This window comes from Micromonospora sp. CA-269861, assembly GCF_050948505.1.
GTDB lineage: Bacteria > Actinomycetota > Actinomycetes > Mycobacteriales > Micromonosporaceae > Micromonospora.
Map to the genome: position 1 here is coordinate 4,253,808 of NZ_CP192014.1, position 23,377 is coordinate 4,277,184.

General features: G+C 69.7%; 26 protein-coding genes. 11 read left to right on the forward strand and 15 right to left on the reverse strand.

Annotated elements, in window-relative coordinates; all coding sequences use genetic code 11:
- The first annotated feature begins 106 nt into the window (after positions 1–106).
- Positions 107–634, forward strand: coding sequence for a MarR family winged helix-turn-helix transcriptional regulator (locus tag ACQP0U_RS19505; protein WP_433309040.1), 528 nt, complete (start codon positions 107–109; stop codon positions 632–634).
- Positions 635–844: 210 nt separating this feature from the next.
- Here ACQP0U_RS19505 and ACQP0U_RS19510 read toward each other — a convergent pair whose 3' ends face one another.
- The gene (locus ACQP0U_RS19510) at positions 845–1,033 is read right to left on the reverse strand and encodes an SDR family oxidoreductase (RefSeq protein ID WP_433309042.1); all 189 of its coding nucleotides are present in this window, start codon (positions 1,031–1,033) and stop codon (positions 845–847) included.
- 121 nt (positions 1,034–1,154) lie between these two features.
- The gene (locus ACQP0U_RS19515; RefSeq protein ID WP_433320959.1) at positions 1,155–1,973 is read right to left on the reverse strand and encodes an SAM-dependent methyltransferase; all 819 of its coding nucleotides are present in this window, start codon (positions 1,971–1,973) and stop codon (positions 1,155–1,157) included.
- Positions 1,974–2,331: 358 nt separating this feature from the next.
- Between ACQP0U_RS19515 and ACQP0U_RS19520 the strand changes: the two genes are divergently transcribed.
- Positions 2,332–3,267 (forward strand): hypothetical protein, encoded by a 936-nt coding sequence (locus tag ACQP0U_RS19520; RefSeq protein ID WP_433309044.1) that lies wholly within the window; start codon positions 2,332–2,334, stop codon positions 3,265–3,267.
- 93 nt (positions 3,268–3,360) lie between these two features.
- Here ACQP0U_RS19520 and ACQP0U_RS19525 read toward each other — a convergent pair whose 3' ends face one another.
- The 6 genes from ACQP0U_RS19525 to ACQP0U_RS19550 all read right to left on the reverse strand — a co-directional run bounded on the left by ACQP0U_RS19525 (position 3,361) and on the right by ACQP0U_RS19550 (position 9,479).
- Positions 3,361–4,326, reverse strand: a complete 966-nt coding sequence (locus ACQP0U_RS19525) for a LacI family DNA-binding transcriptional regulator (protein WP_433309046.1) — start codon at positions 4,324–4,326, stop codon at positions 3,361–3,363.
- Positions 4,327–4,465: 139 nt separating this feature from the next.
- The gene (locus tag ACQP0U_RS19530; RefSeq protein WP_433309048.1) at positions 4,466–6,193 is read right to left on the reverse strand and encodes an IlvD/Edd family dehydratase; all 1,728 of its coding nucleotides are present in this window, start codon (positions 6,191–6,193) and stop codon (positions 4,466–4,468) included.
- Between the two features lie 189 nt (positions 6,194–6,382).
- On the reverse strand, positions 6,383–7,900 hold the full coding sequence (locus ACQP0U_RS19535; protein WP_433309050.1) for an aldehyde dehydrogenase family protein: 1,518 nt from the start codon (positions 7,898–7,900) through the stop codon (positions 6,383–6,385).
- Positions 7,897–9,105: a fumarylacetoacetate hydrolase family protein gene (locus ACQP0U_RS19540; protein ID WP_433309052.1), complete on the reverse strand. Its 1,209-nt coding sequence runs from the start codon at positions 9,103–9,105 to the stop codon at positions 7,897–7,899. The genes ACQP0U_RS19535 and ACQP0U_RS19540 overlap by 4 nt, the downstream gene beginning before the upstream one ends.
- Positions 9,102–9,266, reverse strand: coding sequence for a hypothetical protein (locus ACQP0U_RS19545; protein ID WP_433309054.1), 165 nt, complete (start codon positions 9,264–9,266; stop codon positions 9,102–9,104). Before ACQP0U_RS19545 ends, ACQP0U_RS19540 begins: the two co-directional genes overlap by 4 nt.
- 6 nt (positions 9,267–9,272) lie before the next feature.
- A complete protein-coding gene (locus ACQP0U_RS19550) occupies positions 9,273–9,479 on the reverse strand; it encodes an enolase C-terminal domain-like protein (protein WP_433309056.1) in 207 nt (68 codons plus the stop codon).
- Between the two features lie 261 nt (positions 9,480–9,740).
- Between ACQP0U_RS19550 and ACQP0U_RS19555 the strand changes: the two genes are divergently transcribed.
- The 3 genes from ACQP0U_RS19555 to ACQP0U_RS19565 are packed head-to-tail and all read left to right on the forward strand — an operon-like array spanning position 9,741 to position 12,510.
- The gene (locus ACQP0U_RS19555; protein ID WP_433309057.1) at positions 9,741–10,322 is read left to right on the forward strand and encodes an IS607 family transposase; all 582 of its coding nucleotides are present in this window, start codon (positions 9,741–9,743) and stop codon (positions 10,320–10,322) included.
- Positions 10,319–11,698 (forward strand): IS607 family element RNA-guided endonuclease TnpB, encoded by a 1,380-nt coding sequence (gene tnpB, locus ACQP0U_RS19560; RefSeq protein WP_433309059.1) that lies wholly within the window; start codon positions 10,319–10,321, stop codon positions 11,696–11,698. Before ACQP0U_RS19555 ends, tnpB begins: the two co-directional genes overlap by 4 nt.
- Before the next feature lie 20 nt (positions 11,699–11,718).
- Positions 11,719–12,510 carry an IclR family transcriptional regulator gene (locus tag ACQP0U_RS19565; protein ID WP_433309061.1) on the forward strand — a complete coding sequence of 264 codons (792 nt, stop codon included), beginning with the start codon at positions 11,719–11,721 and terminating at the stop codon, positions 12,508–12,510.
- 19 nt (positions 12,511–12,529) lie between these two features.
- On the opposite strand, the gene ACQP0U_RS19570 is transcribed toward ACQP0U_RS19565, so the two are convergent.
- A complete protein-coding gene (locus ACQP0U_RS19570; RefSeq protein ID WP_433309063.1) occupies positions 12,530–12,844 on the reverse strand; it encodes a chorismate mutase in 315 nt (104 codons plus the stop codon).
- 137 nt (positions 12,845–12,981) lie between these two features.
- On the opposite strand from ACQP0U_RS19570, the gene ACQP0U_RS19575 reads away from it, so the two are divergent.
- Positions 12,982–13,869 carry a CDP-diacylglycerol diphosphatase gene (locus tag ACQP0U_RS19575; protein ID WP_433309064.1) on the forward strand — a complete coding sequence of 296 codons (888 nt, stop codon included), beginning with the start codon at positions 12,982–12,984 and terminating at the stop codon, positions 13,867–13,869.
- Positions 13,870–13,944: 75 nt separating this feature from the next.
- Here ACQP0U_RS19575 and ACQP0U_RS19580 read toward each other — a convergent pair whose 3' ends face one another.
- Positions 13,945–14,535 (reverse strand): TetR/AcrR family transcriptional regulator, encoded by a 591-nt coding sequence (locus tag ACQP0U_RS19580; protein WP_433309066.1) that lies wholly within the window; start codon positions 14,533–14,535, stop codon positions 13,945–13,947.
- Entirely contained in the window at positions 14,528–15,364 is an 837-nt protein-coding gene (locus tag ACQP0U_RS19585; RefSeq protein ID WP_433309068.1) for an alpha/beta fold hydrolase, read from the reverse strand. The genes ACQP0U_RS19580 and ACQP0U_RS19585 overlap by 8 nt, the downstream gene beginning before the upstream one ends.
- A 107-nt stretch (positions 15,365–15,471) precedes the next feature.
- Here ACQP0U_RS19585 and ACQP0U_RS19590 point away from each other — a divergent pair, with 107 nt between their 5' ends.
- Positions 15,472–16,074, forward strand: coding sequence for a class I SAM-dependent methyltransferase (locus ACQP0U_RS19590; protein WP_433309070.1), 603 nt, complete (start codon positions 15,472–15,474; stop codon positions 16,072–16,074).
- 93 nt (positions 16,075–16,167) lie between these two features.
- Here ACQP0U_RS19590 and wrbA read toward each other — a convergent pair whose 3' ends face one another.
- From wrbA to ACQP0U_RS19605, 3 genes are all read right to left on the reverse strand, one after another.
- The gene (wrbA, locus tag ACQP0U_RS19595) at positions 16,168–16,776 is read right to left on the reverse strand and encodes an NAD(P)H:quinone oxidoreductase (RefSeq protein WP_433309072.1); all 609 of its coding nucleotides are present in this window, start codon (positions 16,774–16,776) and stop codon (positions 16,168–16,170) included.
- A 192-nt stretch (positions 16,777–16,968) separates the two neighbouring features.
- Complete coding sequence (locus ACQP0U_RS19600; RefSeq protein WP_433309074.1) at positions 16,969–17,301, reverse strand: carboxymuconolactone decarboxylase family protein; 333 nt, start codon at positions 17,299–17,301, stop codon at positions 16,969–16,971.
- 53 nt (positions 17,302–17,354) lie between these two features.
- Positions 17,355–17,747 (reverse strand): YybH family protein, encoded by a 393-nt coding sequence (locus tag ACQP0U_RS19605; protein WP_433309076.1) that lies wholly within the window; start codon positions 17,745–17,747, stop codon positions 17,355–17,357.
- A 343-nt stretch (positions 17,748–18,090) separates the two neighbouring features.
- Between ACQP0U_RS19605 and ACQP0U_RS19610 the strand changes: the two genes are divergently transcribed.
- A complete protein-coding gene (locus tag ACQP0U_RS19610; protein WP_433309078.1) occupies positions 18,091–19,854 on the forward strand; it encodes an alpha/beta hydrolase-fold protein in 1,764 nt (587 codons plus the stop codon).
- Between the two features lie 69 nt (positions 19,855–19,923).
- On the opposite strand, the gene ACQP0U_RS19615 is transcribed toward ACQP0U_RS19610, so the two are convergent.
- Entirely contained in the window at positions 19,924–20,637 is a 714-nt protein-coding gene (locus ACQP0U_RS19615; protein ID WP_433309080.1) for an alpha/beta fold hydrolase, read from the reverse strand.
- 170 nt (positions 20,638–20,807) lie between these two features.
- On the opposite strand from ACQP0U_RS19615, the gene ACQP0U_RS19620 reads away from it, so the two are divergent.
- From ACQP0U_RS19620 to ACQP0U_RS19630, 3 genes are all read left to right on the forward strand, one after another.
- Positions 20,808–22,046, forward strand: coding sequence for an MFS transporter (locus ACQP0U_RS19620; RefSeq protein WP_433309082.1), 1,239 nt, complete (start codon positions 20,808–20,810; stop codon positions 22,044–22,046).
- A gap of 200 nt (positions 22,047–22,246) precedes the next feature.
- Entirely contained in the window at positions 22,247–23,023 is a 777-nt protein-coding gene (locus ACQP0U_RS19625) for a hypothetical protein (protein ID WP_433309084.1), read from the forward strand.
- A 13-nt stretch (positions 23,024–23,036) separates the two neighbouring features.
- Positions 23,037–23,321 carry a hypothetical protein gene (locus ACQP0U_RS19630; RefSeq protein ID WP_433309086.1) on the forward strand — a complete coding sequence of 95 codons (285 nt, stop codon included), beginning with the start codon at positions 23,037–23,039 and terminating at the stop codon, positions 23,319–23,321.
- Positions 23,322–23,377 lie beyond the last annotated feature (56 nt).

The following is a 23,377-nucleotide window of genomic DNA, read 5'->3' on the forward strand; positions in this document are numbered from 1 at the left end:
ATGTTTTGAGCCTAACGTTTGTCAGACAACACATCTCCAGAGCCGATCATTCCCGGCTGCCACGATGCCGGAAGATGATCAACGTGCCGCCCACTAGCATCGGGATATGTCCGTGACCGACCCCTGCGAGCTGCCGGCCGACCGCGAGCGCGGTTCGAACTTCGGTTGGTCTCTGGGCATGGTGCTGCGCCGCTGGCACGAGCACGTCGAGGAACTACTGAAGGACCTGCCGCACGGCAGCCGGGGCTACCACATCCTGGCCGTCGTCGTACACGAGGAGGTGCCCACGCAGGGCGCCCTGGCCACCCGCCTGGCCATCGACCGCAGCGTTCTGACGTACGTCATCGACGACCTGGCGAACGCCGGTCTCATCGAGCGCAGACCTGACCCCCAGGACCGGCGCGCCCGACGGATCGTGGCCACCGAACGCGGACGTCAGACGCTCATCGAGGCCGAACGGCGCGTCGCCCACGCCGAGGACCACGTGCTGGGTGGACTGCCCGAGAAGCAGCGCGGGGTCTTCCGCGACCTCGCCGCCCGCGCCGCCGAGGCGATCCACGCCACCGCACCCGCGACGGACCCCTGCGTGGCGGTGCAGAGCGTCCTGCCTCCGACCGAGCAACCGACCCAGTAGCTCAGACCGCCGGACGGACACCGCCTCGACCCAAAGGGAGTCAACGGTGTCCGGCGGTGTCGGCGACAGATGTTTCGGCACCGCCAGAGCGACGAGAAGCGCCATCAGCCCGGCGACGCCGAGTGCGGCGAAGCCGCAGGTGTAGCCGTCCTCGGCCGGCACCTCACCCCGCGCCGCGTGGGCGCTGCCCGAACGCATTCGGCCGGCCCGCTATTGCGGCAAGCCCTGATAGTCGGCTTGTCCGGCGACCTGCCCGCCGTCGCCAGCCACCTCGCTGCCCGTCACGAACCGCGAGTCGTCGCTGGCGAAGAAGAGCACGATCCGGGCGATGTCGTCGGGTTCTCCGATCCCGCTGGTCGCTCCCGTGAGGACGACCGTTCCCGATGCCTGATCGGCCACTGCTGATCGTCCTCCCAACCCCCAACGCCCGTCCTGACATCATCAGGCGGGCGGCGACCCGTGCGGGTTGATTTGACGATGCCGGCACATCACCACCGACGTTGAGCCGTTCGCAGGCACGTCAGCGCTTGCGGCCCACCCCGCCGAAGGCGTCGATGTCGGCAGGCGTGTCCACCGCGTCGTCGGGTCGCCACTGCGGGCACGGCACGACACCGGGCTCGACCAGCTCCAGGCCGTCGAAGAAGCCTTCGATCTGGTCGGATGAGCGCAGGGTGTACGGAATCGCCCCGCTGTCGTTGTAGTCGTCCTGCGCCTGCTGCATCTCGGCGCTGATCAGGCTCGTGCCGTCGTTCAGGGAGAGGTAACTGCCGCTCGGTAGTACGGCCAACAACTCCCGCGTGATCGAGCGGGCCGTCTCGTAGACGGGCACGTGACCCATGACGCCGCTGAGGATGAGACCGATCGGCTGCGCGAAGTCGAGCGTCTTGCCGGCCTCGGCGATGACCGCGGCCGGGTCGTGCAGGTCGCCGTCGATATAGGCGGTCCTGCCCTCGGCCGTGCCGACCAGCAACGCGCGAGCGTGCACCAGCACCAGCGGGTCGCTGTCGACGTAGACGATCCGCGCGTCCGGCGCGATCCGTTGGGCCACCTCGTGGGTGTTGTTGGCGGTCGGCAGGCCGGTGCCGACGTCGAGGAACTGACGGACGCCCGCCTCGGCGGCGAGGAACATGATCGAGCGGACCAGGAACTGCCGGGAGGCCCGGGCTACGTCGACAACGCCGGGGAAGACCTGGCGGTACTGGTCCCCGGCCTCGCGGTCGACCGCGAAATTGTCCTTGCCACCGAGCCAGTAGTTCCAGATCCGCGCCGAATGCGGCACCGAGGTGTCGATCTTCTGCTGCACGCCAGCCTCGGTGTGGCCGGTCGTCGGCGATTCCATGGTCACGACGAACCCCCATATCGAACGCGTACGCGACGTCGTCGCGGGACAGCCCGCCCCAGGAGGTGGCCGCCCGTGACCGTGCCACGGTATAGAAGGTCGGGGATCCACACCACACCAGGTGCCTCCACAGGGGACAGCGCTGGTTGACGAGCTCGCCACTCGCACCGCCCGTGATCCGCGTCCGGCACCGGAACCTCGACGCTGTCTGGGCCCGGCGACCCCACCCAGTCCGGATAACAGCCACTCCCCCGGGTCCGATCGCCGTACGCACGGTTCGGCCGGGTCCCTCCCGCGAGGGAGCAGCGTCCCCTGTCAGCGGGGTCCGTCCGTTGACGGACGCCGGCAGGATCGGCGCATGACGACATCGACACCGATCGTCGGTCGGACCGTCCACGGCCTGACGTACGCAGTGCTCGGCTGGGCCGTGGCATACGGGGGCGTGCGTCTGGCGTGGACGGTCGGCGAGGCTCCCGAATTCGGACGGCTCGGGATGGACCTGCTCGGCTTCACCGGGTGGCGGTCGGTGGCGTTGTGCGCGGCCGCAGGCGTACTGGCGGTCGCCCTGGACCGGGCGGCGACCTGGCGGCCGGCGCTCGCGGGGCTGGCCTGGACCGTTGCCGGGGCGCTCGTCGCGGCAAGCGCGATCCTGCTGCCGGAGCTGGTGGGCTTCCTGCTGCTGACCGTCGGACCGTACTTCGACCCACTGGCGTTCGCCAGCCGGCTCGCCTGTGTCACCGGAGCGGTGCTGCTCGCGCTAACCACCGCGCGCTATCAGCGACGCACCCGGGGCGACTGCCCGGACTGCTGCCGGACGGTCCGACCGGGTGCGCGACGCTCGACACCCGCGCGGTGGGCGCGCTGGGCCGCATACGCCGCGGTGGCCGGCCTCGTGACCCGCTTCGCGGCTCAGTTCGTGGTGGGATTCGACATCCTCAACCAGGATCCCTCCCTGATCGGGTTGGAGATCGGCCTGGTGCTGGCGGGGGTGCTGTTGCCGCTGGCGCTGGTGCACCACTGGGGTGAGGTCTGGCCGGGGTGGGTGCCGCTGCTCGCCGGTCGCACCATTCCTCGTCCGCTGCTGTTGGTGCCCGGCTTCGGGCTCGGCGCGGGCATCGTGGCCTACTTCGGCATGGGCATAGTGCAGGTGACGTCGGGTTCGTACAGCGAGTTCTCCGACGCGTTCCTGTGGGTGGCGATGTCGGCGTACCTCGTCATGGGGCTCGGCCTGGTCGTCACGTCCACCGACTACCACCTGCGCACGCGCACCCCGTGCGGTGCCTGCGGCCGGTGACGGCACCCCGCCGCCGACCACCCCGCCACCGACCGACCCGCCGCCCACCACCCAACCGAACGGGCCGGCGGACATCACGGAGGTCGCGGCCGTTCAGGCGCCGGTCCGGGTCGGCGGCGCCGTGCTCTGCCGCACCACGAGCTTGGGGATGACCAGCGGCAGGCGCTGCGGAACGGTGTCGTCGATGGCCTGGGTGACTGCCGTGATGGCCCGTCGACCGACCGCGCCGAAATCCTGCTGGATCGTGGTCAACGGCGGAATGAGGTAGGGAGCCTCGGGGACGTCGTCGAACCCGACGACGGAGACGTCGTGTGGCACCCGCCGCCCGCGCTCGTGCAGGGCGCGCAGCACGCCGATGGCCATCTGGTCGTTGGCGGCGAACACCGCGGTGGTCGCGCGCATGGCGCCGATCCGCAGGCCGGCGACGTAGCCGCTGTGCGCTCGCCAGTCGCCCTCGACCGGCTCCGGTGGGCGTAGGCCCGCCGCACTCATCGCCTGCCGCCAGCCTTCGAGGCGGGCGCGGGCCTCGGCCCAGTTGAGTGGGCCGCTCACGTGCACGATCTCTCGGTGCCCGAGATCGAGGAGATGCTCGGTGGCCATCCGGGCACCGAGCACCTGGTCGACGCCGACTGTCACGCTGGCCCTGGACAGGTCGCCCTCCACGACGACGAAGGGGACACCCGAGCGCGTCATCCGCACCACCTCGAGAGCCTCGTCGTTGCCCGCGATCATCACGACGCCCTCCACGCCGACACGCATGAGGTGTTCGGTGGCGTCGCTGAGCGCCCGTACCGTCACCTCGGAGAGGCTCACCGAGGTGGCGAAGTAGCCGGCCGCTCGGGCGGCGTCCTCGACGCTGCGATGGATGCTCGTCGGACCGAACAGTGTCCTGGCCGTGCCGATGATGCCGATCATGCCGGACCGTCCGCGAACGAGCGCACGGGCGGCCGTGTTGGGGCGGTAGTCGAGTCGTCGAATGGCCTCGAGGACCCGTTCCCGCGTCTCGCGCCTGATGCTGGGCGCCCCGTTGATGACCCGGGACACCGTCTGGTGTGACACGCCCGCCAGGCGAGCGACGTCGGCCATCACCGGTGGCCGGTCGGCCGCTGTCACAGCGGTCTTTGCGTGAACTCGCACTGGCGGGCCGTCCGTTCTTTCATGGAGTCAGTTCCTCGTGGGCCTCGTCCGTTCGTGGCCGTCAGTGTGAGTGACGCGGCACCTCGCTGCCGCTGCCACCGACGAGAAAATCGAGGTCGGCGCCGCTGTCGGCCTGCAGAACGTGCTCGCTGTACAGCCGTACCCAACCCCGGTCGGCCACCGGCTTCGGAGGCTGCCAGGCGGCACGACGTTGGGCGAGTTCGGCGTCGTCGACCAAGAGGTCCAGGCGACGCGTCGCGACGTCGACGGCGACCAGATCACCCGTACGTACCAGCGCGAGAGGACCGCCCACCGACGCCTCCGGCGCTACGTGCAGGATGCAGGTGCCGTAGCCGGTGCCGCTCATGCGGGCGTCGGAGATCCGCACCATGTCCGTGATGCCGTCGGCGAGCAACCGTCGTGGCATGGGCACGTTGCCCACCTCCGGGAAGCCGGGGTAGCCCCTCGGCCCGGCGTTGCGGACGACGATCACCGTGTCCGGGGTGACATCGAGGTCCGGGTCGTCGGCCGCGACAACGTAGTCCTCGATCCGGTCGAAGACGAGGGCCGGGCCGGTGTGCGTGAGGAGCTGCGCGGAAGCGGCGGAGACCTTCAACACCGCCCCGGACGGCGCGAGCGAACCGCGCAGCACCACGGTGCCCGAGCCGGCGGGCTGGATCGGCTCCTCCATGGTGCCGATGACGTCCCGGTTCCAGCACTGGGCACCGTCGACGTTGTCCGCCACGCTCTTGCCGCTGACCGTGACGTGGTCCATGTGCAGCAGCGGGGCGAGCTCCTTCATCACCACCGGAAGGCCGCCCGCGTAGGCGAAGTCCTCCATCAGATACGCCCCGGAGGGCATGAGGTTGACGAGCATGGGCACGTCGGCGGTGAGGGTGTCGAAGTCCTCCAGTGACAGGGGGACGCCGAGGCGCCCGGCGATCGCGAGCAGGTGTACGACCGCGTTGGTGGAGCCGCCGATCGCGGCGTTGACCCGCACGGCGTTCTCGAACGCCTGCCTCGTGAGCACCGAGGACAGGCGTTGGTCCTGTTCGACCATGGCGACGATCCGACGTCCGGCGGCCTGCGCGAGCGCGTACCGCCGGGAGTCGACCGCCGGCACGGCGGCAGCCCCCGGCAGTTGCACGCCCAGCGCCTCGGTCACACAGGCCATCGTGGAGGCGGTACCCATGGTCATGCAGTGACCCCGGCTGCGGGACATGCCGACCTCCGCCTCGGAGCAGTCGGCCGCGGTCATCCGACCGGCCCGCATCTCCTCGGTGAACCGCCAGACGACAGTGCCCGAGCCGATGTCCTGGCCGCGGAACTTGCCGTTGAGCATCGGGCCGCCGGTCATCATCAGGGTCGGCAGGTCGACGCTCGCCGCTCCCATCAGCAGGCCGGGTGTGGTCTTGTCACAGCCGGAGAGCAGGACCACCCCGTCGAGCGGGTTGGCGCGGACCGACTCCTCCAACTCCATGGCCAGCAGGTTGCGGTAGAGCATGGTCGTGGGTCGCATCAGCGGCTCGCCCAGGCTCATCGCCGGGAACTCCAGCGGCAGTCCCCCGCGCTCCCACACACCGCGCTTCACCGATTCGGCCAGGTCGCGCAGGTGGGCGTTGCACGGTGTCAGCTCCGACCACGTGGTGGCGATGCCGATCACCGGGCGACCGTCGAAGACGTCGTCCGCGAACCCCTGGTTGCGCATCCAGGACCGATGGATGAATCCGTTGCGGCCTTCCGCACCGAACCACTGCGCGCTGCGCAGCGGTCGATTCGTCGTCGACATCAGCACACCTCTCTGTCATCCGTCCGGCCGCGTCCTGTGCGGCGATCGATGCGTGTGGTGGGGTTGGTCGCGGCCTACCGGAGACCTCCGACGGACAGTCCGCCGCGCCAGTGTCGTTGGAGGCTGAAGAACGCGATGACCAGCGGGATCACGGACACCAGGGAGCCCAGGATGATGAGCTTCACGCGGTTATTCGGCCGCTGGCGCCAACCTCCCGTCGACTCGCCGGGGAATGGCGGTGTACTCGTCGCGCAACTCGTCCGGAAGGACCCAGACCGGGGCGTCCTGCCACGCCAGCGGGCGCAGGAACCGTCGGATCGCCGTGGCGCCCACCGACGTGTGCACGTTGTTCGTCGACGGCCAGGGTCCACCGTGGTGCTGGGCCCACGACACCCGAACACCCGTGGGGTAGCCGTCGAAGACGATGCGGCCCGCGCGGGCCGCGAGCACGTCGACCAGTCGACGGACGACGTCGGCGTCGTCGGCCGGTCCGCGGTGCAGCGAGCCGGTCAGCGACGGTGGGACGGCGGCCAACGCGGCGTCGAGGTCGGCGTCGTCGTCGTAGCGGACCACGACCAGGAGCGGGCCGAAGCACTCGTCGGCGATCTCGGCGGTCAGGCCGGAGAGGCCGACCTCCAGGAGCGTCGGGGCCACGGTGAAGCCCACGCCGGGGTCGACCTGCGGACGCGCCGAGACCCGAGCACCGGCCCGCTCGAACTCCGCGGCCCGGTTCTCGTACGCGTCCCGGATGCGCTCGTTGAGCAGGACCGTGCCGCCCGACGAGTCGACTCTGGCCCGCATGGCGTCGACCAGGCGGTCACCACCCGGATCCGACGGGATGAACGCCAGGCCGGGCTTGGTGCACAGCTGACCGCCCGAGTTCGTGAAGGAGCCGAACAGCCCCTCCGCGATCTGGTCCCCCCGGTCGGCTGCCGCGTCGGGCAGGACGACGATCGGGTTCACGCTGCTCAGTTCGGCGTACAGGGGAATGGGGTCGGGCCGCTCGTCGATGGCCGCCTGGATGGCGCGGGCGGCGCCGACCGAGCCCGTCAGGGCAGCCGCGCGGATCGCCGGGTGGCGCACCAGCGAACGGCCAGCCTGCTCCCCGTACACGATCGCGATGACACCCTCGGGCCCGCCGAGGTCGCGGACGGCCGCCTCGATCGCGGCGGCGGAGGTGTGTGAGGTCAGCGGGTGGGACGGATGGGCCTTCAGGACCGTCGGACACCCGGCGGCGAGCGCGGCGGCCGTGTCACCGCCGGCAACCGAGAAGGCGAACGGGAAGTTGCTGGCCCCGAAGACAGCGACCGGCCCGAGGGGTACGAGCATCCGCCGCAGGTCCGGGCCGCGCCCGAGCGGTGTGTCCGCGGCATGGTCGATCGTCGCCTCGACGTACGCCCCGTCGCGCAGCACCTCGCCGAACATCCGGAACTGGAGCGCCGCCCGGGTGAGTTCCCCGTCGAGTCGCGCGTGACTCAGCCCGGTCTCCGCCTCGGCGGCAGCGACCAGGTCGACCCGACGGGACTCCAGCGACGCGGCGATCGCGTCCAGCAGCTCCGCGCGGCCGAGCCGCCCGCGGGCGGCGAGCCACTGCGCCGCCGCCGACGCCTGACCGGCGATCACCTCCAGCCGAGCCTCGTCGGTCTCGGTGAGATCCGTCGCGCGACGCTGTCCGTCGCGCGGATCGACCGTGATGACCACGTTCACAGCAGTCCTCTCCTCACCAGATTGCCCATCAGATCGCGGACGCCGAAGTGCCAGGGCTCGCACTCCTCGGCGTGCCGCACCCGGTTGACCAGGGTGCCGAGCGCCGGGCAGCTGATCCGTACCACGTCGTCGACCTTGTGGGTGAAGCCCTCACCGGGGCGGTCCCGGTCCTGGATCGGCGCGAACATGGTGCCGAGCATCAGCGCCGCGCCGTCGGGATAGTGGTGGTGCGGCCCGATCAGCTGGCGGACCAGCTCCTCCGGGTCACGCGACATCCGGGTCATCTCCGAGACCGCCTCCAGGTGGAAGCCGTCCACGCCGCTGACCTCCAGGCGCACCTCGAGCTGGCGTACCCGATCCATACCGAACCCGTCGTCGAAGAGCCGGATCAGCGGGCCGAGTGCGCACGAGGCGTTGTTGTCCTTGGCCAGGGGAAGCAGGAGCGCCGAGCGGCCCTCGATGTCGCGCAGGTTCACGTCGTTGCCGAGGGTGGCGCCGACGATCCGTCCACTGGACTGGATGATGAGCGTGACCTCGGGTTCCGGGTTGTTCCAGGTCGACGCGGCGAGCACACCGACCGGAACGGCGGTGCCGACGGCGGAGAGAATCTGCCCCTTGGTGAAGATCTCGGCGTCCGGGCCGATCCCCACCTCCAGGTACTGACTCCACATGCCCTCGGCGACCAGCAGGCTCTTGAGCCGATCGGCCTCCGGCGAGCCCGCCTCCAGGCTGTGCAGGTCGACACCGACGTCGGCGAACATCCGGTGCCGGATGTCCGCCGCCAGCGCCAGGTCACCCCGCGCCCGTTCCTCGATCACGCGTTCGATCATCGAGATGGGGAAGGTCACTCCGGCGGCCTTGAGGGCCTGGAGGTCCACCGGGGCGAGCAACCAGGGTCGGCTACGGTCCCGGGTCGCGGCCCCCGTGTTGGCCAGCATCTCACCGAAGTCGCCCACCCGCGGCCCGTCGAGCCCGGCCACCGTCGCGGCGGGATCGGGCAGCTCGCAGATGTCGCGCACGGTCGGGAACCGGTGGCTGATGTCGATGACCTCGCCGTCGCGGACGGTGACCGGCGAGGGGCCGTCGCCGGACGGGTCCCAGATCCGGCCGATGAGGACGCTGTCGGCATCGTCCGGCAACGCCTCGGCGGCGGTACCGACCCAGTCCGCGTCCGCGGCCAGTCCTCGGGGCCGTGGCACCGTCATGAGGCGCTCTCCAGGTTGAAGAAGGACCGCTCGTCGCGGGGACGGATGTCGAAGACAGCGTCCTGGAACATCCGCAGCGGCCGCGGTGTGGGGGAGTGCTGCTCAATCGCGGCGAACGTGGAGGTGAAGGCGAGCTCGGCGATCCCGCCGGCGTGCGTCACGTCGGGCTAGACGAAGTCGACCGCCGGGCGGGCCAGCCCGGGCGCGAAGCGCTGCCGGCAGTACCGCTCCCCCACGGTGATCGGCACCGGCGACGCGCGACGGATGTCGACGAGCGCGTCGAGGTTGTCCGGTGCGCAGGGCTTCTCGAACCGCACCGGGTCGAACTGGTCGATCTCCTTGGCGACTTTGGTGGTCTGGCAGATCCGTTCCAACTGCGTCGTCCGCTAATGGCGATGCTGAAACAAGCGCGCTGACTACCCATCGTTACTCCACTGGCACGAGGCGACGTCAAGCCGACAAATTGCCACCGATCGTAGCGTCATGCGCAACAGTGTCAAGTAGCGGTTGCGCAATGCGTTATCTGCATTGCGCTCTTTGCAACAACGTCGGCGGCGCACTGCCCGTTGCGCGAGGAAGCGGTGCAGCTGACGCTCCATCGTCAGGAGTGTGCTTTAGTTCGCTATGGTGGCCGCGTGAACTTGAAGCAGTGGGCGGCGCAGACCGGGATCTCGTATGCGACGGCACGCCGACGCCACGAATCTGGGGCCCTGCCTGTTCCCACGTACCGACTTGGGCGTCTGATCATGGTCGGCGAACCGTTGACCGGTGCGGCCTCGGGCAAGGGCCAGGTTGTGGTGTATGCCTGCGTGTCGTCGGTGGACCAGAAGGCGGACCTCGACCGACAAATTGCAAGGGTCACGGTCTGGGCCACCGGCCAAGCATTCTCCGTCGATCGGGTGGTTACCGAGGTCGGCACGGCGCTCAATGGCGACCGTAAGGAGTTCCTCGCCCTGTTGCGCGACCCGGCGGTTTCCACGATCGTGGTCGAGCATCGTGACCGCGTCGCCCGGTTCGGTGCTGAGTACGTGGCGGCCGCGTTGTCCGCGCAGGGTCGCCGGCTGCTGGTGGTCGACCCTGCCGAGGTGGACGATGACCTCGTTCGTGACGTGACGGAGATCCTGACGTCGTTGTGCACTCGTCTTTACGGACGTCGCGTTGGCGCGAGCCGTGTCCGCCGGGCGGTCGAGGTTGCCATCGGGGACGGCCCGGCGTGAAGACGATCCAGGCGTACCGGTTCGCTCTCGACCTCACTCCGACGCAGGAACGCGCGGTTTTAGCGAATGCGGGGGCGGCCCGAGTCGCACACAACTGGGCGCTGGCCCGGGTGAAAGCAGTGATGGACCAGCGGGTCGCCGAACGTACCTACGGCATACCGGAGGACCTGCTCATCCCAGCCATGGCGTGGTCACTACCCGCGCTTCGAAAGACGTGGAACACGGCAAAGGACGAGGTTGCGCCGTGGTGGCGTGAGTGTTCCAAAGAAGCCTTCAACACCGGCCTCGACGCCCTGGCCAGAGCCTTGAAGAACTGGGCCGACTCCCGATCGGGAAGACGCGCCGGACGTGCGGTCGGGTTCCCCCGCTTCAAGTCCCGCCGCCGCACCACCCCATCGGTGCGATTCACCACCGGCGCCATCCAGGTCGAACCCGACCGTAGACACGTCGTGTTGCCGAGATTGGGCCGGATGAAGCTGCACGAGTCAGCGCGGAAACTCGCCCGCCGCCTCGACGCGGACACGGCGCGGATCTTGTCCGCCACGGTGCGCCGCGATGGTGGCCGGTGGCAGGTGTCATTCACCGTCGAAGTGCAGCGCTCCGAACGAACGCCTGCCCGCCCCGGCGCGGTGATCGGCGTGGACGTGGGTGTGAAGCACCTCGCAGTGTTGTCGACGGGTGAGCTCGTATCCAACCCACGCCACCTCAACAACGCACAACGCAAGCTACGTGCTCTCGGACGGAGTCTGTCGCGCAAGGCCCGCCCGGACCGGCTGTCCGGGCAGCGGCCGTCCAGGCGGTGGCAGCGTGCTCAAGCCCGGCTCGGGCGGGCACATGCGCGGGTGGCGAACCTGCGCCGCGACAGTCTGCACAAGCTGACCACCGGGCTCGCACGCGAGTACGGCACGATCGTGATAGAAGACTTGCACGTGGCCGGGATGCTGCGTAACCGGCGGCTGGCTCGGCACATCGCCGACGCCGGGTTCGCCGAACTGCGCCGCCAACTGGCGTATAAGACCATATGGAACGGCGGTCGACTGGCCCTGGCTGACCGCTGGTATCCATCCAGTAAGACCTGCTCAGACTGCGGCGTGGCGAAAACCAAACTTGCCCTGTCCGAGCGGACCTACACCTGCACCGCCTGCGGCCTGATCCTGGACCGGGACCTGAACGCCGCACGAAACCTGGCCGCTCTCGCGGCCGACTGCGGCACCGCCGGGAGTGGCCCGGTGGCTGGACGTGGAGCCAACCATAAGACCCCCCTCGGCGGGCCGGTGGCTGTGAAACGTCAACCCGGCACCGCACCTGCGGAGAAGACCGGGACCATCCCACCGCAAGGCGGGACTACTAATCATGTGCCCACTCAAGCACACTGAGAGGTAACGGAGACAGAGCCTTGGCGCAATCGATTCGCCGCGCGATCGACCTCATCCGTCGATCCGCGGAGCACCCGCTGTCCCTTACCGAGGCCGCGGACGTGCTCGGCGTCCACAAGTCCACGGCCCTGCGGATCCTGCAGACACTGGAGTCCGCGCGCTTCGTCCGCCGGACCGGCGCCGGCACCTACGTGCTCGGCAGCGGCCTGATCGAGTTGTCCGAGCTCGCGCTCGGCTCGATGGACCTCCGCCAGCCCGCGGCCGCACACCTCCGTGCGCTGCAACGCGAGACCGGCCACACCGTACACCTCGCGCAGCTGACCGGCGACGAGATCATTTATATCGACAAGGTGGACAGCCCGGCGTTCGACGCCGTCAAGCTGCCGTCGCGGGTGGGACGCGCGGTGTCCATCTACGCGAGCGCCGTGGGCAAGACGATCCTGGCCTACCTACCCCGCCAGGAACGCGACCGCCTCCTCTCCCACGTCGTCTTCGAGAGATTCACCGACACCACCTTCACCGACCCCGACGCCCTGGAAGCCGAACTTGCCCGCATCCACGACTGCGGCTGGGCCGTGGACAACGGCGAGCACGACGCCTACGTGATGTGCGTGGCCGCGCCGATCAGGGACTCGCGGGGGCAGGTCATCGCCGCCGCCTCGATCACCGCGATCGAGGTCATCGCAAGCCTCGATCAGTTGAGGAGCAACCTTCCGCTGCTCCTGGAGACCGCCGACAAGATTTCGTACGAGCTCGGCTACGTGCCGCCATCCTCGCCGAGCCCGGACGGTGACGGCCGCTCCACGAGCTGACGGCGTACGCCCCGGGCGATCACCGCGTTCTCGGCGCCGACCCGCCGTTGACGCGGTGGTGCTCGTCGGCCTCCATGTCGATGAAGGCCTGGATCATGCCCCGGTAGATCCGTTCCAGCAGATCCGGGTCGGCGCCGGCCTCGGTGGCCAGCGTGCGGACCCGGGCCACCACCTGCGCGACCCGGTCCGGCGCGCGGACGGCCTGGCCGTCGCTCTTGAGCGGGGCGGCCTGCCGGACCAGCGCCTCCCGCCTGGCGAGCAGGCCGACCAGTTCCCCATCCAGTTCGTCGATCAGAGCGCGGATCCCGGTCAGCGTCGAAGCAGGCTCTGCCACGCCGGAAATCCTCGCACGGCGACGACACGATCAGGCGACCCGTTCGCCGGCCGACGCAATGATTGCCCGCTTTCGCCCTAATCTCGACTCGTTCATGTTCGCCTTGACAGGCAACACGGAGGGTGACGATGGGCGGAATGCCGCGACGTCAGTTCGTCAGGCTCTCGGGGACCGCTGCCGGCGCCACCGGACTGCTGGGTCTGGTCGGCGCGGACCGGGCGTTGGCCGACGGAGGCGCAGCCCCCGAGCCGTCCCCATCGGGACCCGGCGGCCCTGGCGCCGCTGCCTGCCCCACACCCTCGGCCCTGTGCGGCTACCCCACCGATACCGGTGGCAGGTACGACCTGTGGGACCGGGTTCAGGTCTGCGCGGGCACGAAGACCGGCCCACCGTTTCCCCAGTGTCTGCGGACGACCTCCACGTACGTCATCCTCAATGGAGGATCGGGCTCGAACCATGACTTTTTGCTCGTCCCCAGTTGCCGGATCAGCGGCATCGAGTGTCCGTTCATCACCACCGCCAACGCGCCGAACTACTGGCTGGAGGCGTGGAACAACGCGCAGCCGGGGCAGCCGGGCCACGTCGTCTACCCCCACATCGGGTTGGGCGTCAACTCGGCCGACCCGACCATCCGGATGCAGGACCAGCTGCACATTCACCTGGCGGGGATCCACTCGGGAATCCAGACGCAACTGAACAACCACGACAGTGCGATCAGCAACGACCCGTCGCGGTGGCGCAACCAGATCGTGCCGATCTGGGGCCTGACGAGCACCGGCCTGCCCGCCCCCCGCTCGTACCGTGTGCTGCACGTCGCGAACCTGAACGGGAACCTCTTCCGACTCCTCCTGGACAGCGTGGTGCGTCCGACCGGGGCGAGCATGGCCGCGCAGATCCTGGCCGTGACTCCCCGCCTGATCGGCGGCGGCGGGTTCTACGTGCTGAACAGCGAACCCGGCCTGCCCGTTCCGGCCGGGCAACCCGGCGGCACCGGCACCGTCGACTTCCTGCTCGCGTACGCCTGAGCGAATCCGTGCAGCCCTCGCCGGGGATGGGCACCGCACGGCCAGGCGGCCCGTACGCGTCGACGCGGCCCGGTGTCAGCGGGTGACGACGCTGCCGATGGTGGTGCCGGCGCGAAGGCCCTGATCGATGAAGTTGATCAGCCAGGCGAAGCTCTCGTCGACGGACGCGTCGATCTGGAACCCGCCGGCTACCTCCAGCGTCGCGAACCCGTGCACGACGCTGCGCAGCGTCCGCATGGCGTGGAGTTCCTGGCCGGGATTGAGCCCGTACCCGTTCAGCATCGCCGCCAAGGAGGCGAGCACCCGTTCGCTGGCCGCGATGAGCGGGTCGTCGGGGCCGGTCGGGCGGGCGGCGTTGGCTGCCGCGTACCGGCCGGGGTGTTCCCGCACGTACGCCCGCATCGCCTGCGCGCCCGCGGCGAGAGCATCGCCGCCGGACCGGCCCTGGGTCGCGTCGCGGATGGCGTCGCCGACCTCGGTCATGGCCACGATGGCGATCCGGTGGGCCAGGTCGGCCTGGCTGGCGACGTGCTTGTAGAGCGACGGGGTCTTGATCCCGAGCCGCTCGGCGAGCAGGCCCATGCTGAGGTTGTCGAAGCCGACCTCGTCGACGAGCGCGGCTCCGGCTTCGGTGACCGACGCCGGGGTGAGTCGAGCCTTAGGCACTTGTCAGCGTCCGGGCGAGGAAGGGCAGGGCCAGGGCGAGGACCTGGTCGGGCGTCTGGACGTGCGGGTAGTGCCCCGCGCCCTCGATGACAGCCAGCTCACCGAGGCCTCGCGGCAGGTCGGCGAGGATGCGCTCGCCCTCGGCCCGCGGGTCGGCCCAGTCGGGGTCGGCGCTGCCCTGGATCACCAGGACGGGGCGGGTGACGTGGGGCAGTTGCCGACCGGCGTCGGCCGGGCTGGTCTTGCCCATGGCCTGGAGGACCTTCATCCGGCCGGGCTCACTCATCTTGGCCCCGATGCGCGCCAGCTCGCTGTCCCAGTCGGCGGGCTTGGTGGGGATCGCCACGTCGAGGTACCTGCGCCAGTTCGCCAGGCTGCCCCGGATGAGCACCTGCGCCAGTTGGAGGTAGCCGGCCCGGAAGCGCTTCACCCGTACCAACCCACCCAGGTCGAAGGACTGCGCGCGGGTGAACGGCGCCAGCTCGATGACGCCGGCGATCAGCTCGGGCGCGGTGGCCGCCGCGATGGTCGCGGCACCGCCGCTGATCGACTGGCCGATGATCACGGCCGGGCCGCCGAGGTGGCGCACGACGGCGACGAGATCACCAGCGATGTCGGTGCGGCTGTAGCCGTCCCAGCCGAGGCTGGAGTCGCCGCAGCCGCGGATGTCGACGTTGGCGACCCGGTAGCCGGCCGCGGCCAGGGCCGGAGCGACGAACCGGTAGGAGTGCCGGCTGTCCCCCATGCCGTGCGCCAGGACGACCAGCGGGCCCTGCCCGGTCACCTCGTAGGCGATGGTGTTGCCGGCAATGCCCAGGTATTCGGTCATGACGCCCTCCAAGGAAGCTAACGTGATTAGCTAAAGGCTAACCGCATTAGCCGCGAAGGGCAAGCCGCCGTCGCTTCGGCACGGCCCGGTGCCCGTATAGTTCCGCGATGGAAACGGACACGGTGCGGCAGGCTTACACATCCGTAGCGGAGCTCTACATCGAGCTGTTCGGCACGCGCCAGCAGGTGGACCTCGACGACCTCGCCTTCATCAGACGACACCTGGCGAACCGGCCCGGTCGGGTGCTCGACCTGGGGTGCGGGCCCGGCCACATCACCGGCTACCTCTGCGAGCTGGGCGTCGACGCTGTGGGGATCGACCTGGTCCCCGAGTTCATCGCGCATGCACGGGCGGCCCACCCGAGCGTCGAGTTCCACCTCGGTTCGATGGAACACCTCGATGCCGCCGACGACTCCATCGACGGCATCCTCGCCTGGTACTCGCTGATCCATCTTCCGCCGGAGGAGCTCGACGGCGTACTCAAGGAGTTCCGCCGGATGCTGGTCCCGGCCGGACGGTTGGTCCTGGGCGTCTTCGACGCCGAGGAGGTCGGCGCCTTCGACCACAAGGTCCTGACCGCCTACCGCTGGCCGGTCGACGAGATCTCCGAGCGACTCGGCCAGGCCGGTTTCCGGGAGGTCGAACGCCTCCGGCGGCCCGGCACCGACAAGCACCGACCGCTCGCCGCCATCGCGGCGATCGCGGTCTGAGCGCGCCGAGGGCCGGTCTCCCGTGACGGGAGACCGGCCCTCGGCCAGCTGAGCGCCCGCGTCGACGCGGGCGCCGGTACGGCGGCAGCGCGCTCAGGCGCTGAGCTTCCCGGCGATCTTGACGACGCGCTCGGCCATGTGGTCGAGGGCAGCGAACTGGGCGTCGCCCAGCGGGGCGTCGTTGCCTCCACCGGTGACGTGCGAGACGCCGTACGGGTTGCCGTCGGCGAACTTGAGCGGGTCGGTGTAGCCAGGGGCGACGACCAGACCGCCGAAGTGGTGGATGGTGTTGTAGAGCGCCAGCAGGGTCGACTCCTGGCCGCCGTGCGCGGTCATGGACGCGGTGAACCCGGCGTACACCTTGTCGGCGAGCAGCCCCTGCGCCCACTGCGGGCCGAGGGTGTCGAGGAACTGCTTGAGCTGGCTGGCGACGTTGCCGTAACGGGTGGGCGTGCCGAACAGCACCGCGTCCGCCCAGACGACGTCGTCGGCGGTCGCCTTCGCCTCGTTCTTCGTGGCGTCGAAGTGCTGGCTCCAGGCGGCGTTGGAGGCGATGGCCTCCGCCGGGGCGAGCTCCGGAACCTGACGCAGCCGCACCTCGGCGCCGGCCTTCTCGCCAGCCTCGGCGAGGCGCTTGGCCATGGCGTGGAGGGTACCGGTGGACGAGTAGTAGATGACGGAGAGCTTGGTCATCGCAGGCATCCTTCCCAGGAAAGTAGTTGCCGCTGATAAATTTGCGGCCGCAACAATCTCGACTGTAGCAGCCCTCTCGCGGCACCCCAACGACCCGACCATGCCCACCTCCGTGACGGCGCACACGCGGAGGACGGGGGCTCGGTCGGGTCGTTGTCGGCTACGGCGTCACCGCCGCGTTCCCGCGGTGCGGGTGGCGGGTCAGTCGTCCTGGTCGGCGAAGACCTGCTTGGCCACGGTCATCGCGGACACCGCCCTGGGCCAGCCCGCATAGAAGGCCAGGTGGGTGATCGCCTCGATCAACTCGGCCTCGGTGAGGCCGTTGCGCTTGGCAAAGGCCAGGTGGAACGCGAGCTGTTCGGTGTTGCCGCTGCTCGCCAGGGCGGCGACGGTGACCAGACTTCGATCCCGCTTCGCCAACTCGGCGCGCTCCCAGACCTGCCCGAACAGCAGATTGTCGGTGTAGTCGACAAGATCGGGCGCGAAGTCGCCGAACATCTTCTGCGCGTTGGATGGTTCCTTCTTCTCGGTCATCGGTTCTCCTCGGCGGGTGGAGCGACACGGCGGTCTTGTCGGCTGGCTCGTCGTCACGATCCGTCAGGCGGGTCGGCCGGCTGCTGTCCCGGCCAGAACGGCCACTCCTCGAATGACCGGCACCGTCCGTCGTCGGCGAACCGCATAACCCACAGGTCGCGGTACTCCTGGTCGACCGGGTCGCCGTAGCGGACCTCCTGGCGCGACACGGCGGTGTCGCCGTCGACCGCGACGATCTCCGTGGTCATCTGGAACACCTCGTCAGGACCCTTGCGCTGCTTGTCCCACATCCGGGCGATGGCCGGCAGACCGACGACGGGCGTCCAGTACGGCCCCTGCTGGTAGCTCGCGTCGTCGGTGAAGATCGTGACCAGCGCGTCCGTGCCCGGCGTCCGCCAGAGCTGCTCATAGGCGGCGAGCCAATCCTCGACGTGCTTCCTGTCCATGGACATCACCTTGCCATCCGAGCGGTGGCCAGCCGGGTGGATCCGCAGGCCGCGGGTGGCGCACCCGTCGAGGCGCGCGCCGACCCCGGGCGCCGGACACCCTTGACATCGAAAGGTGTACGCAGCCACACTTCCGGATGCTAATTCGATTTAGCGGCCATCGAAGCCCTCGACTGCCAGTGCCCGATCCAGACCTCGACGAGCGACCACAGAGGAGTCTTCGCGCATGAGGGAAACGTCAGGAAGACGCAGGCCACGGCTTGCTGTCTCGATTCTCGCGTTCACGGCACTCGCCGCAGGGGCCGTCGTCCCCGCGCCGGCCGCCGCCGCCAGGCCCACGATCGTGCAGGGTGCGACAGTCAAGGCGGACCGCCACTCGCCGACCGGATACACCGTCACGTTCGTCTACCGAAATCCCGACGCCACCCAGGTCCGCCTTGCCGGGGACCTGACAGTGCTCGACGTCAACACCGGCACCACCCGGTATCAGCCGGAGGAGTGGCAGCCGGGGCGCTACCACTCCGGAGGCACCGAGTTCCTCCGCGACATGACCAGGGACCCGAAGGGGAACTGGTCGGTCTCGGTCCCGCTGCACGCCGGAGGGCTCAGCTACTGGTACCGGGTCTGGGACCCGACCCAGGGCTGGGAGAACAAGCGCATCTGGGATCCCGCCTCGACGAACCCTCGACCCCCGGGCGAATCCTCGTTCCGGGTCAGGAACAACGACGTTCTCGATGCCGTGCACGTGCCGTACGCCAAGAAGCAGAACGACCCGGTGCTGAGGGAGCGTGCGGACTACGAGTTGCCGATCGCCGACCGCACGAAGCGGGGAAGCGTCACGTACGTCCCGTACACCACGATCCTGGGCGACAGCGGTCACTACCTCGGCGTCTACCTGCCAGCCAACTACGACGCCAACCGCGCGCAGCCGTACAAGGTCGCGTATCTCGCCCACGGCATCTTCGGCGACGAGACCGACTTCATGGTCCCCGCGAACGTCCCGAACATCCTGGACAACATGACCGCCAAGGGTGAGATCGAGCCCACGGTGGTCGTCACCATGGGCAACCACTTCACGGGCACCAGCCTCGGCTTCGCCTCCTACAACCAGACCAACGCGGCCAACAACCTGGTCCAGACGATCCTCCCCCTCATCGAGCGCAGCTACAACGTCTCGACCGAACGCTCGGGGCGCGCCTACGCCGGGTTCTCCTACGGCGGGATGACGGGCGGCGTCGTCATCAAGAACTACCCGACCACGTTCGCGTTCTACGGACACTTCTCCGGCAATCCGTCGCTCACCACCCAGGACTACGACACCATCGCGAACGCGGTCGGGGACGAAGACCTCTCCGTCTTCCTCGGCAATGGCGTCTTCGAGGGCAACCTCAACGCCCAGAACGCCATCGCCGCCAACTTCCGGGCCCGGGGGTACGCTGCCGCGACGACCCAGGTCCCCGGCGCGCACGACGGGATGACGGCGGGCCAACTGTTCACGATCTTCGCCCGGGACCACCTCTGGTCGGGAGTCGACTCCGTGGCGGTGACGCCCGCGACGGTGCACCTGACGAAGGGCTGGGACTGGGCCAGGCAGTTCACCGCTCAGGTGACGACGAACGAGGGTGTGAGCCCGGCGGTGACGTGGTCGGTCCAGGGCGCGACCTCCACGGGCACCACCATCTCCGCGGACGGTCTGCTCTCGGTGGCCGCCACGGAGACCGCGTCGTCGCTCACCGTCATGGCGACGTCGGTGCTCGACCCGACGAAGTCACGCTCCGCCCAGGTCACACTGACGCCTGCGGGCACGGCACGAGCCGTGGTGAAGGCGAAGGCGGCGCCGGCCTCGGTCGTCCGCGGTGGGACGTTCGAGCTGACCGTCGACGTGCGGGCGCAGTCGCCGCACCGGAAGGCTCCGAAGGTGACCGGCGAGGTCGCCGTCACCTTCGGCGGCACCACCCAGGTGGTTGCGCTCCGCGATGGCGCGGCCGTCGTCAAGCTGCCGACCGACGGGCTGTCCGCAGGGGTGTACCCGGTGCACGTCGCCTACTCCGGTGACCAGGTGCACGCCCCCACCGCAGGGGTCCACCAGCAGCTGCGGATCCGGTAGTCCAGCAGACGGGGTGGGTCGGCGACCTCTCGTCGTCGGCCCACCCTCTCGACTGCCCGTCCGGCCCGCTCAGCTCACGCCCCGAACCGCCTCGATGATCGTCTCGGCGACCTCGCTCGGCCGAGCGACCGCCATCGCGTGCGAGCCGCCGACCACCTCGCGCTGCCCCCGGGGGTTGGCCCGCTCGGCCATGAAACGGTGCGCCTCGGCGGGGATGTTCTTGTCAGCGTCCCCGAACACGAACCAGCTGGGCAGCGACCGCCAGGCGGGGTCGCCGGTGAGCTTGTCGCCCAGGCCCTGTTCGGTGATCGGCCGCTGGGTCCGGGCCATCAGCGCGGCCACGTCGTCCGACGAGTCCGCGCAGAACTGCGCGTGGTACTGGTCCTGGCCGATCGCCACCTCGTTCCCACCTGTCGACACGGGGTACTGCACCAGCGTGTCCGCGAGGGTGCTGCCGGGGAACTTCGCGGACAGCATCAGCGCCGACTCACCGCTGTCCGGGGCGAAGGCGTTGACGTAGACGAGAGCCCGCACCGAGGTGTCGCCGGCCGCGGCCTGGGTGATCACCATGCCGCCGTACGAGTGGCCGACGAGAACGACCGGCCCGCCGATCCCCCGGACGACATCCCGCACGTAGGCGGCGTCGCCTGCGACGCTCCGCAGCGGGTTCGCGACGGCTACCGAGTCGTACGCGGCGCCCAGCCGCTCGAGCACACCGTTCCAGCTCGCTGACTCGGCGAACGCGCCGTGCACGAGCACGATGGTGGGCTGTGGATCAGGCATGACAGGTGCCCCCTCACTCCGTGAAGCTGTTCACCGCCGGTCGCACTGGTACGCCTGGATACCCGTTAGGCGACTGTGAAACGTCCTCTCCCGACGGCCTCCACCCGCCTCGCCGAACGCATCGGCGGGGTCGACGCCGTCTCCCGCAGGCCCCTATAGTGAGTTCCATTATGGGACTTACTACTTTCTGGCGGTGGTGGGTCGCCGGCACGACCAGCCACCTCGGCTCGGCGGTCGGTGCGGTGGCTCTGCCGCTGACCGCGCTGACCGTGCTCGACGCGTCGGCCTTCGAGATGGGTCTGATCACGGCCGCGGGCTATCTGGCGTACCTCCTGATCAGCCTGCCGGCGGGGGTGATCGTGCAGCGCGTGGCGCTGCGCGGCATGCAGGTCGCCCTGGATCTGGTCCGGGCCCTCGCCATCGCGTCGGTCCCGCTGGCCTGGTGGTTCGACATGCTGACGGTGGCCCAGCTGATCGCGGTCGCTCTGGTGATGAGCTTCGCCAACGTGCTGTTCGACGTGGCGAACCAGACCTTCCTGCCGGAGATCGTGCCGGCCGCGCAGTTGCAGGCCCGCAACAGCCTCACCTCCGGCACACATGCCGCCACCTCGCTGGGCGGGCCGTCCCTGGGCGGTCTCGCGGTGCAGCTGCTGGGTGCCGTGCCGACGCTGTTCGTGGACGCCGTCAGCTATCTGATGTCCGCCGTGTTGCTGCGCACCCTGCCGGCCCGGCGGGTGCGGCGACCGGCCGAGCGGACACCGATGGTCACGATGATCCGTGAGGGTTGGCACTTCGTGCTCCGACACCCGATCATCGGGCCGGCCATGTGGGACGCCACCGCGACGAACTTCGTCAACGGCGCGATGCTGGCCCTCTTCCCGTTCTACCTGGTGCGCGAACTGCACGCATCGCCGTTCATGGTCGGGCTGCTACTCGCCGCCGACGGCCTCGGCACGCTCATCGGCGCGGCGCTGACCACCCGAATCACCGACCGCGTCGGCACCGCCCGTGGCCTGATCATCTCGGCCTTCGTCGGCGTTGTCGGCGCGCTCATCATCCCGCTGGGCAGCGGCACCGCCGCATTCCTGGCCTTCGCCGTCGGTAACCTCATCTTCGCCAGCTCCACAGTGGTGCTCAGCGTGACCACCCGCACCTACCGGATGCTCGCCAGCCCGCCGGAGCTGCTGTCCCGGGTGATCGCCACTGTCAAGTTCGTCTCCTGGGGTGCCATCCCGCTCGGCGGTCTGCTTGCCGGCATCCTGGCCGGGCCGCTCGGTGCCCGCACCACCCTGCTGATCTTCGGGGCGCTCACCGTGCTGTCCCCGATCATCTACCTGTCGACGCCGATCCGCCGGCTGCGTGACCTGCCGCTCGACGCCACCCCGACACCCACCGAGGCCCGGGTGTGAACCGGCCAGTTGCACTCAAGCTCGGTCCACATAGCCCAACGGAGACATCGACAGGAGGTGTAGTCCGCGGTTTCCCGGGGCAAGAACCCGCACATGGAGGAAACGGCGGGGTGCGAGGGGCACCCGCTCGGCCAGCGGCACCGCACCGGTGAGCCGGACCGGGCGGGGCTGGCCACACCGCTGCCGACGGCCTCCCTCTGATGCGGCTGAGGCACAGCCTTCCCCCGGTGGCGCTCGGCGCGGTGGCGCTGGGCGCGGTCCTCGGTGCCAACCCCGCCCACGCCGACACCCCGCCGCCGTCGCGTCTCCCGCTGGTGGAGATCGCCACCTCGCCGCAGGGCGTCAAGGTTTCGGTAGCCGACGTGGTCGAGGTGCAGCTGTCCGTCCCCGTACCGCTGCCGACCGTCGTCGTCCCGCTGCCCCTGCCCCTACCTCTACCGTCGACGGACCCGCTGCCCCTGCCGTCGGATGTTCCGGTGCCGACGCCGTCGGCCAGCCCCGCCACCGTTCCATCGAGCCGGCCGACCCGGCCCCCGTCGTCCCCGCAGGTCACGTCCGCGCCATCCGCCGCGGCCTCCGCGGCCGCACGCGTTGCCTCGCGTCCTTCGCAGGCGCCGTCGACGCCCGTGCCGGCGACGGTGTCCCAGGGCGGCGCCCACGGCACATCCGATGGCCGGGCGTCGGATCAGGCGCGGGCCACGATGACCGCCGTCGTCGGAGAGCGGCCCAACCCGCCCGCCCGTCCCGCACCCGGGCCGCCAGCGTTCGTGCTGGCGCTCGCGTCCGCACCGACCGGCGTCGGCACCGGCGGCGCTGATCCACCCACGTCAACAGCCGAAGTGTCGCCGCCCGCCTCGCCGCTGCGCCCAGGTTTCACCGTCACCGCCGTCGACATGCGCGCCACCAGCCGTCCCGTGGAGCGGGGCCCTCCCCCGCCTCAACAACTCCTGATCACCCAGTCGCGTCCACGACGTTGATCAGGAGAGGTTCATGGAGATAGCCGTTATCTGGATTCCCGCCGACATCGAGCCGTCGGAGCCCGCCGTCGAGAAGTGTCTCAACCACCTGCGCCGACACTCCTACCGATTCGCAGGAGTCATGCGGGCACCGTGGGAGACCGTCGAGCAGACGATGATCGACGGGGAGGTGGATGTCGTCGTGATCGCCGACTTCGGTCACCTCCCGCCGGATCGGTCCCCCCGGATCGAGCTGGCCAGCACGACCGGCGTCGACACGGACGGGGACCACGCGGTTCCCGACACACAGCTCAACTGACACCAGAAAGCGCCCCGTCCATCGCGGACGGGGCGCTTCGTCAAGAGCGGCTCACC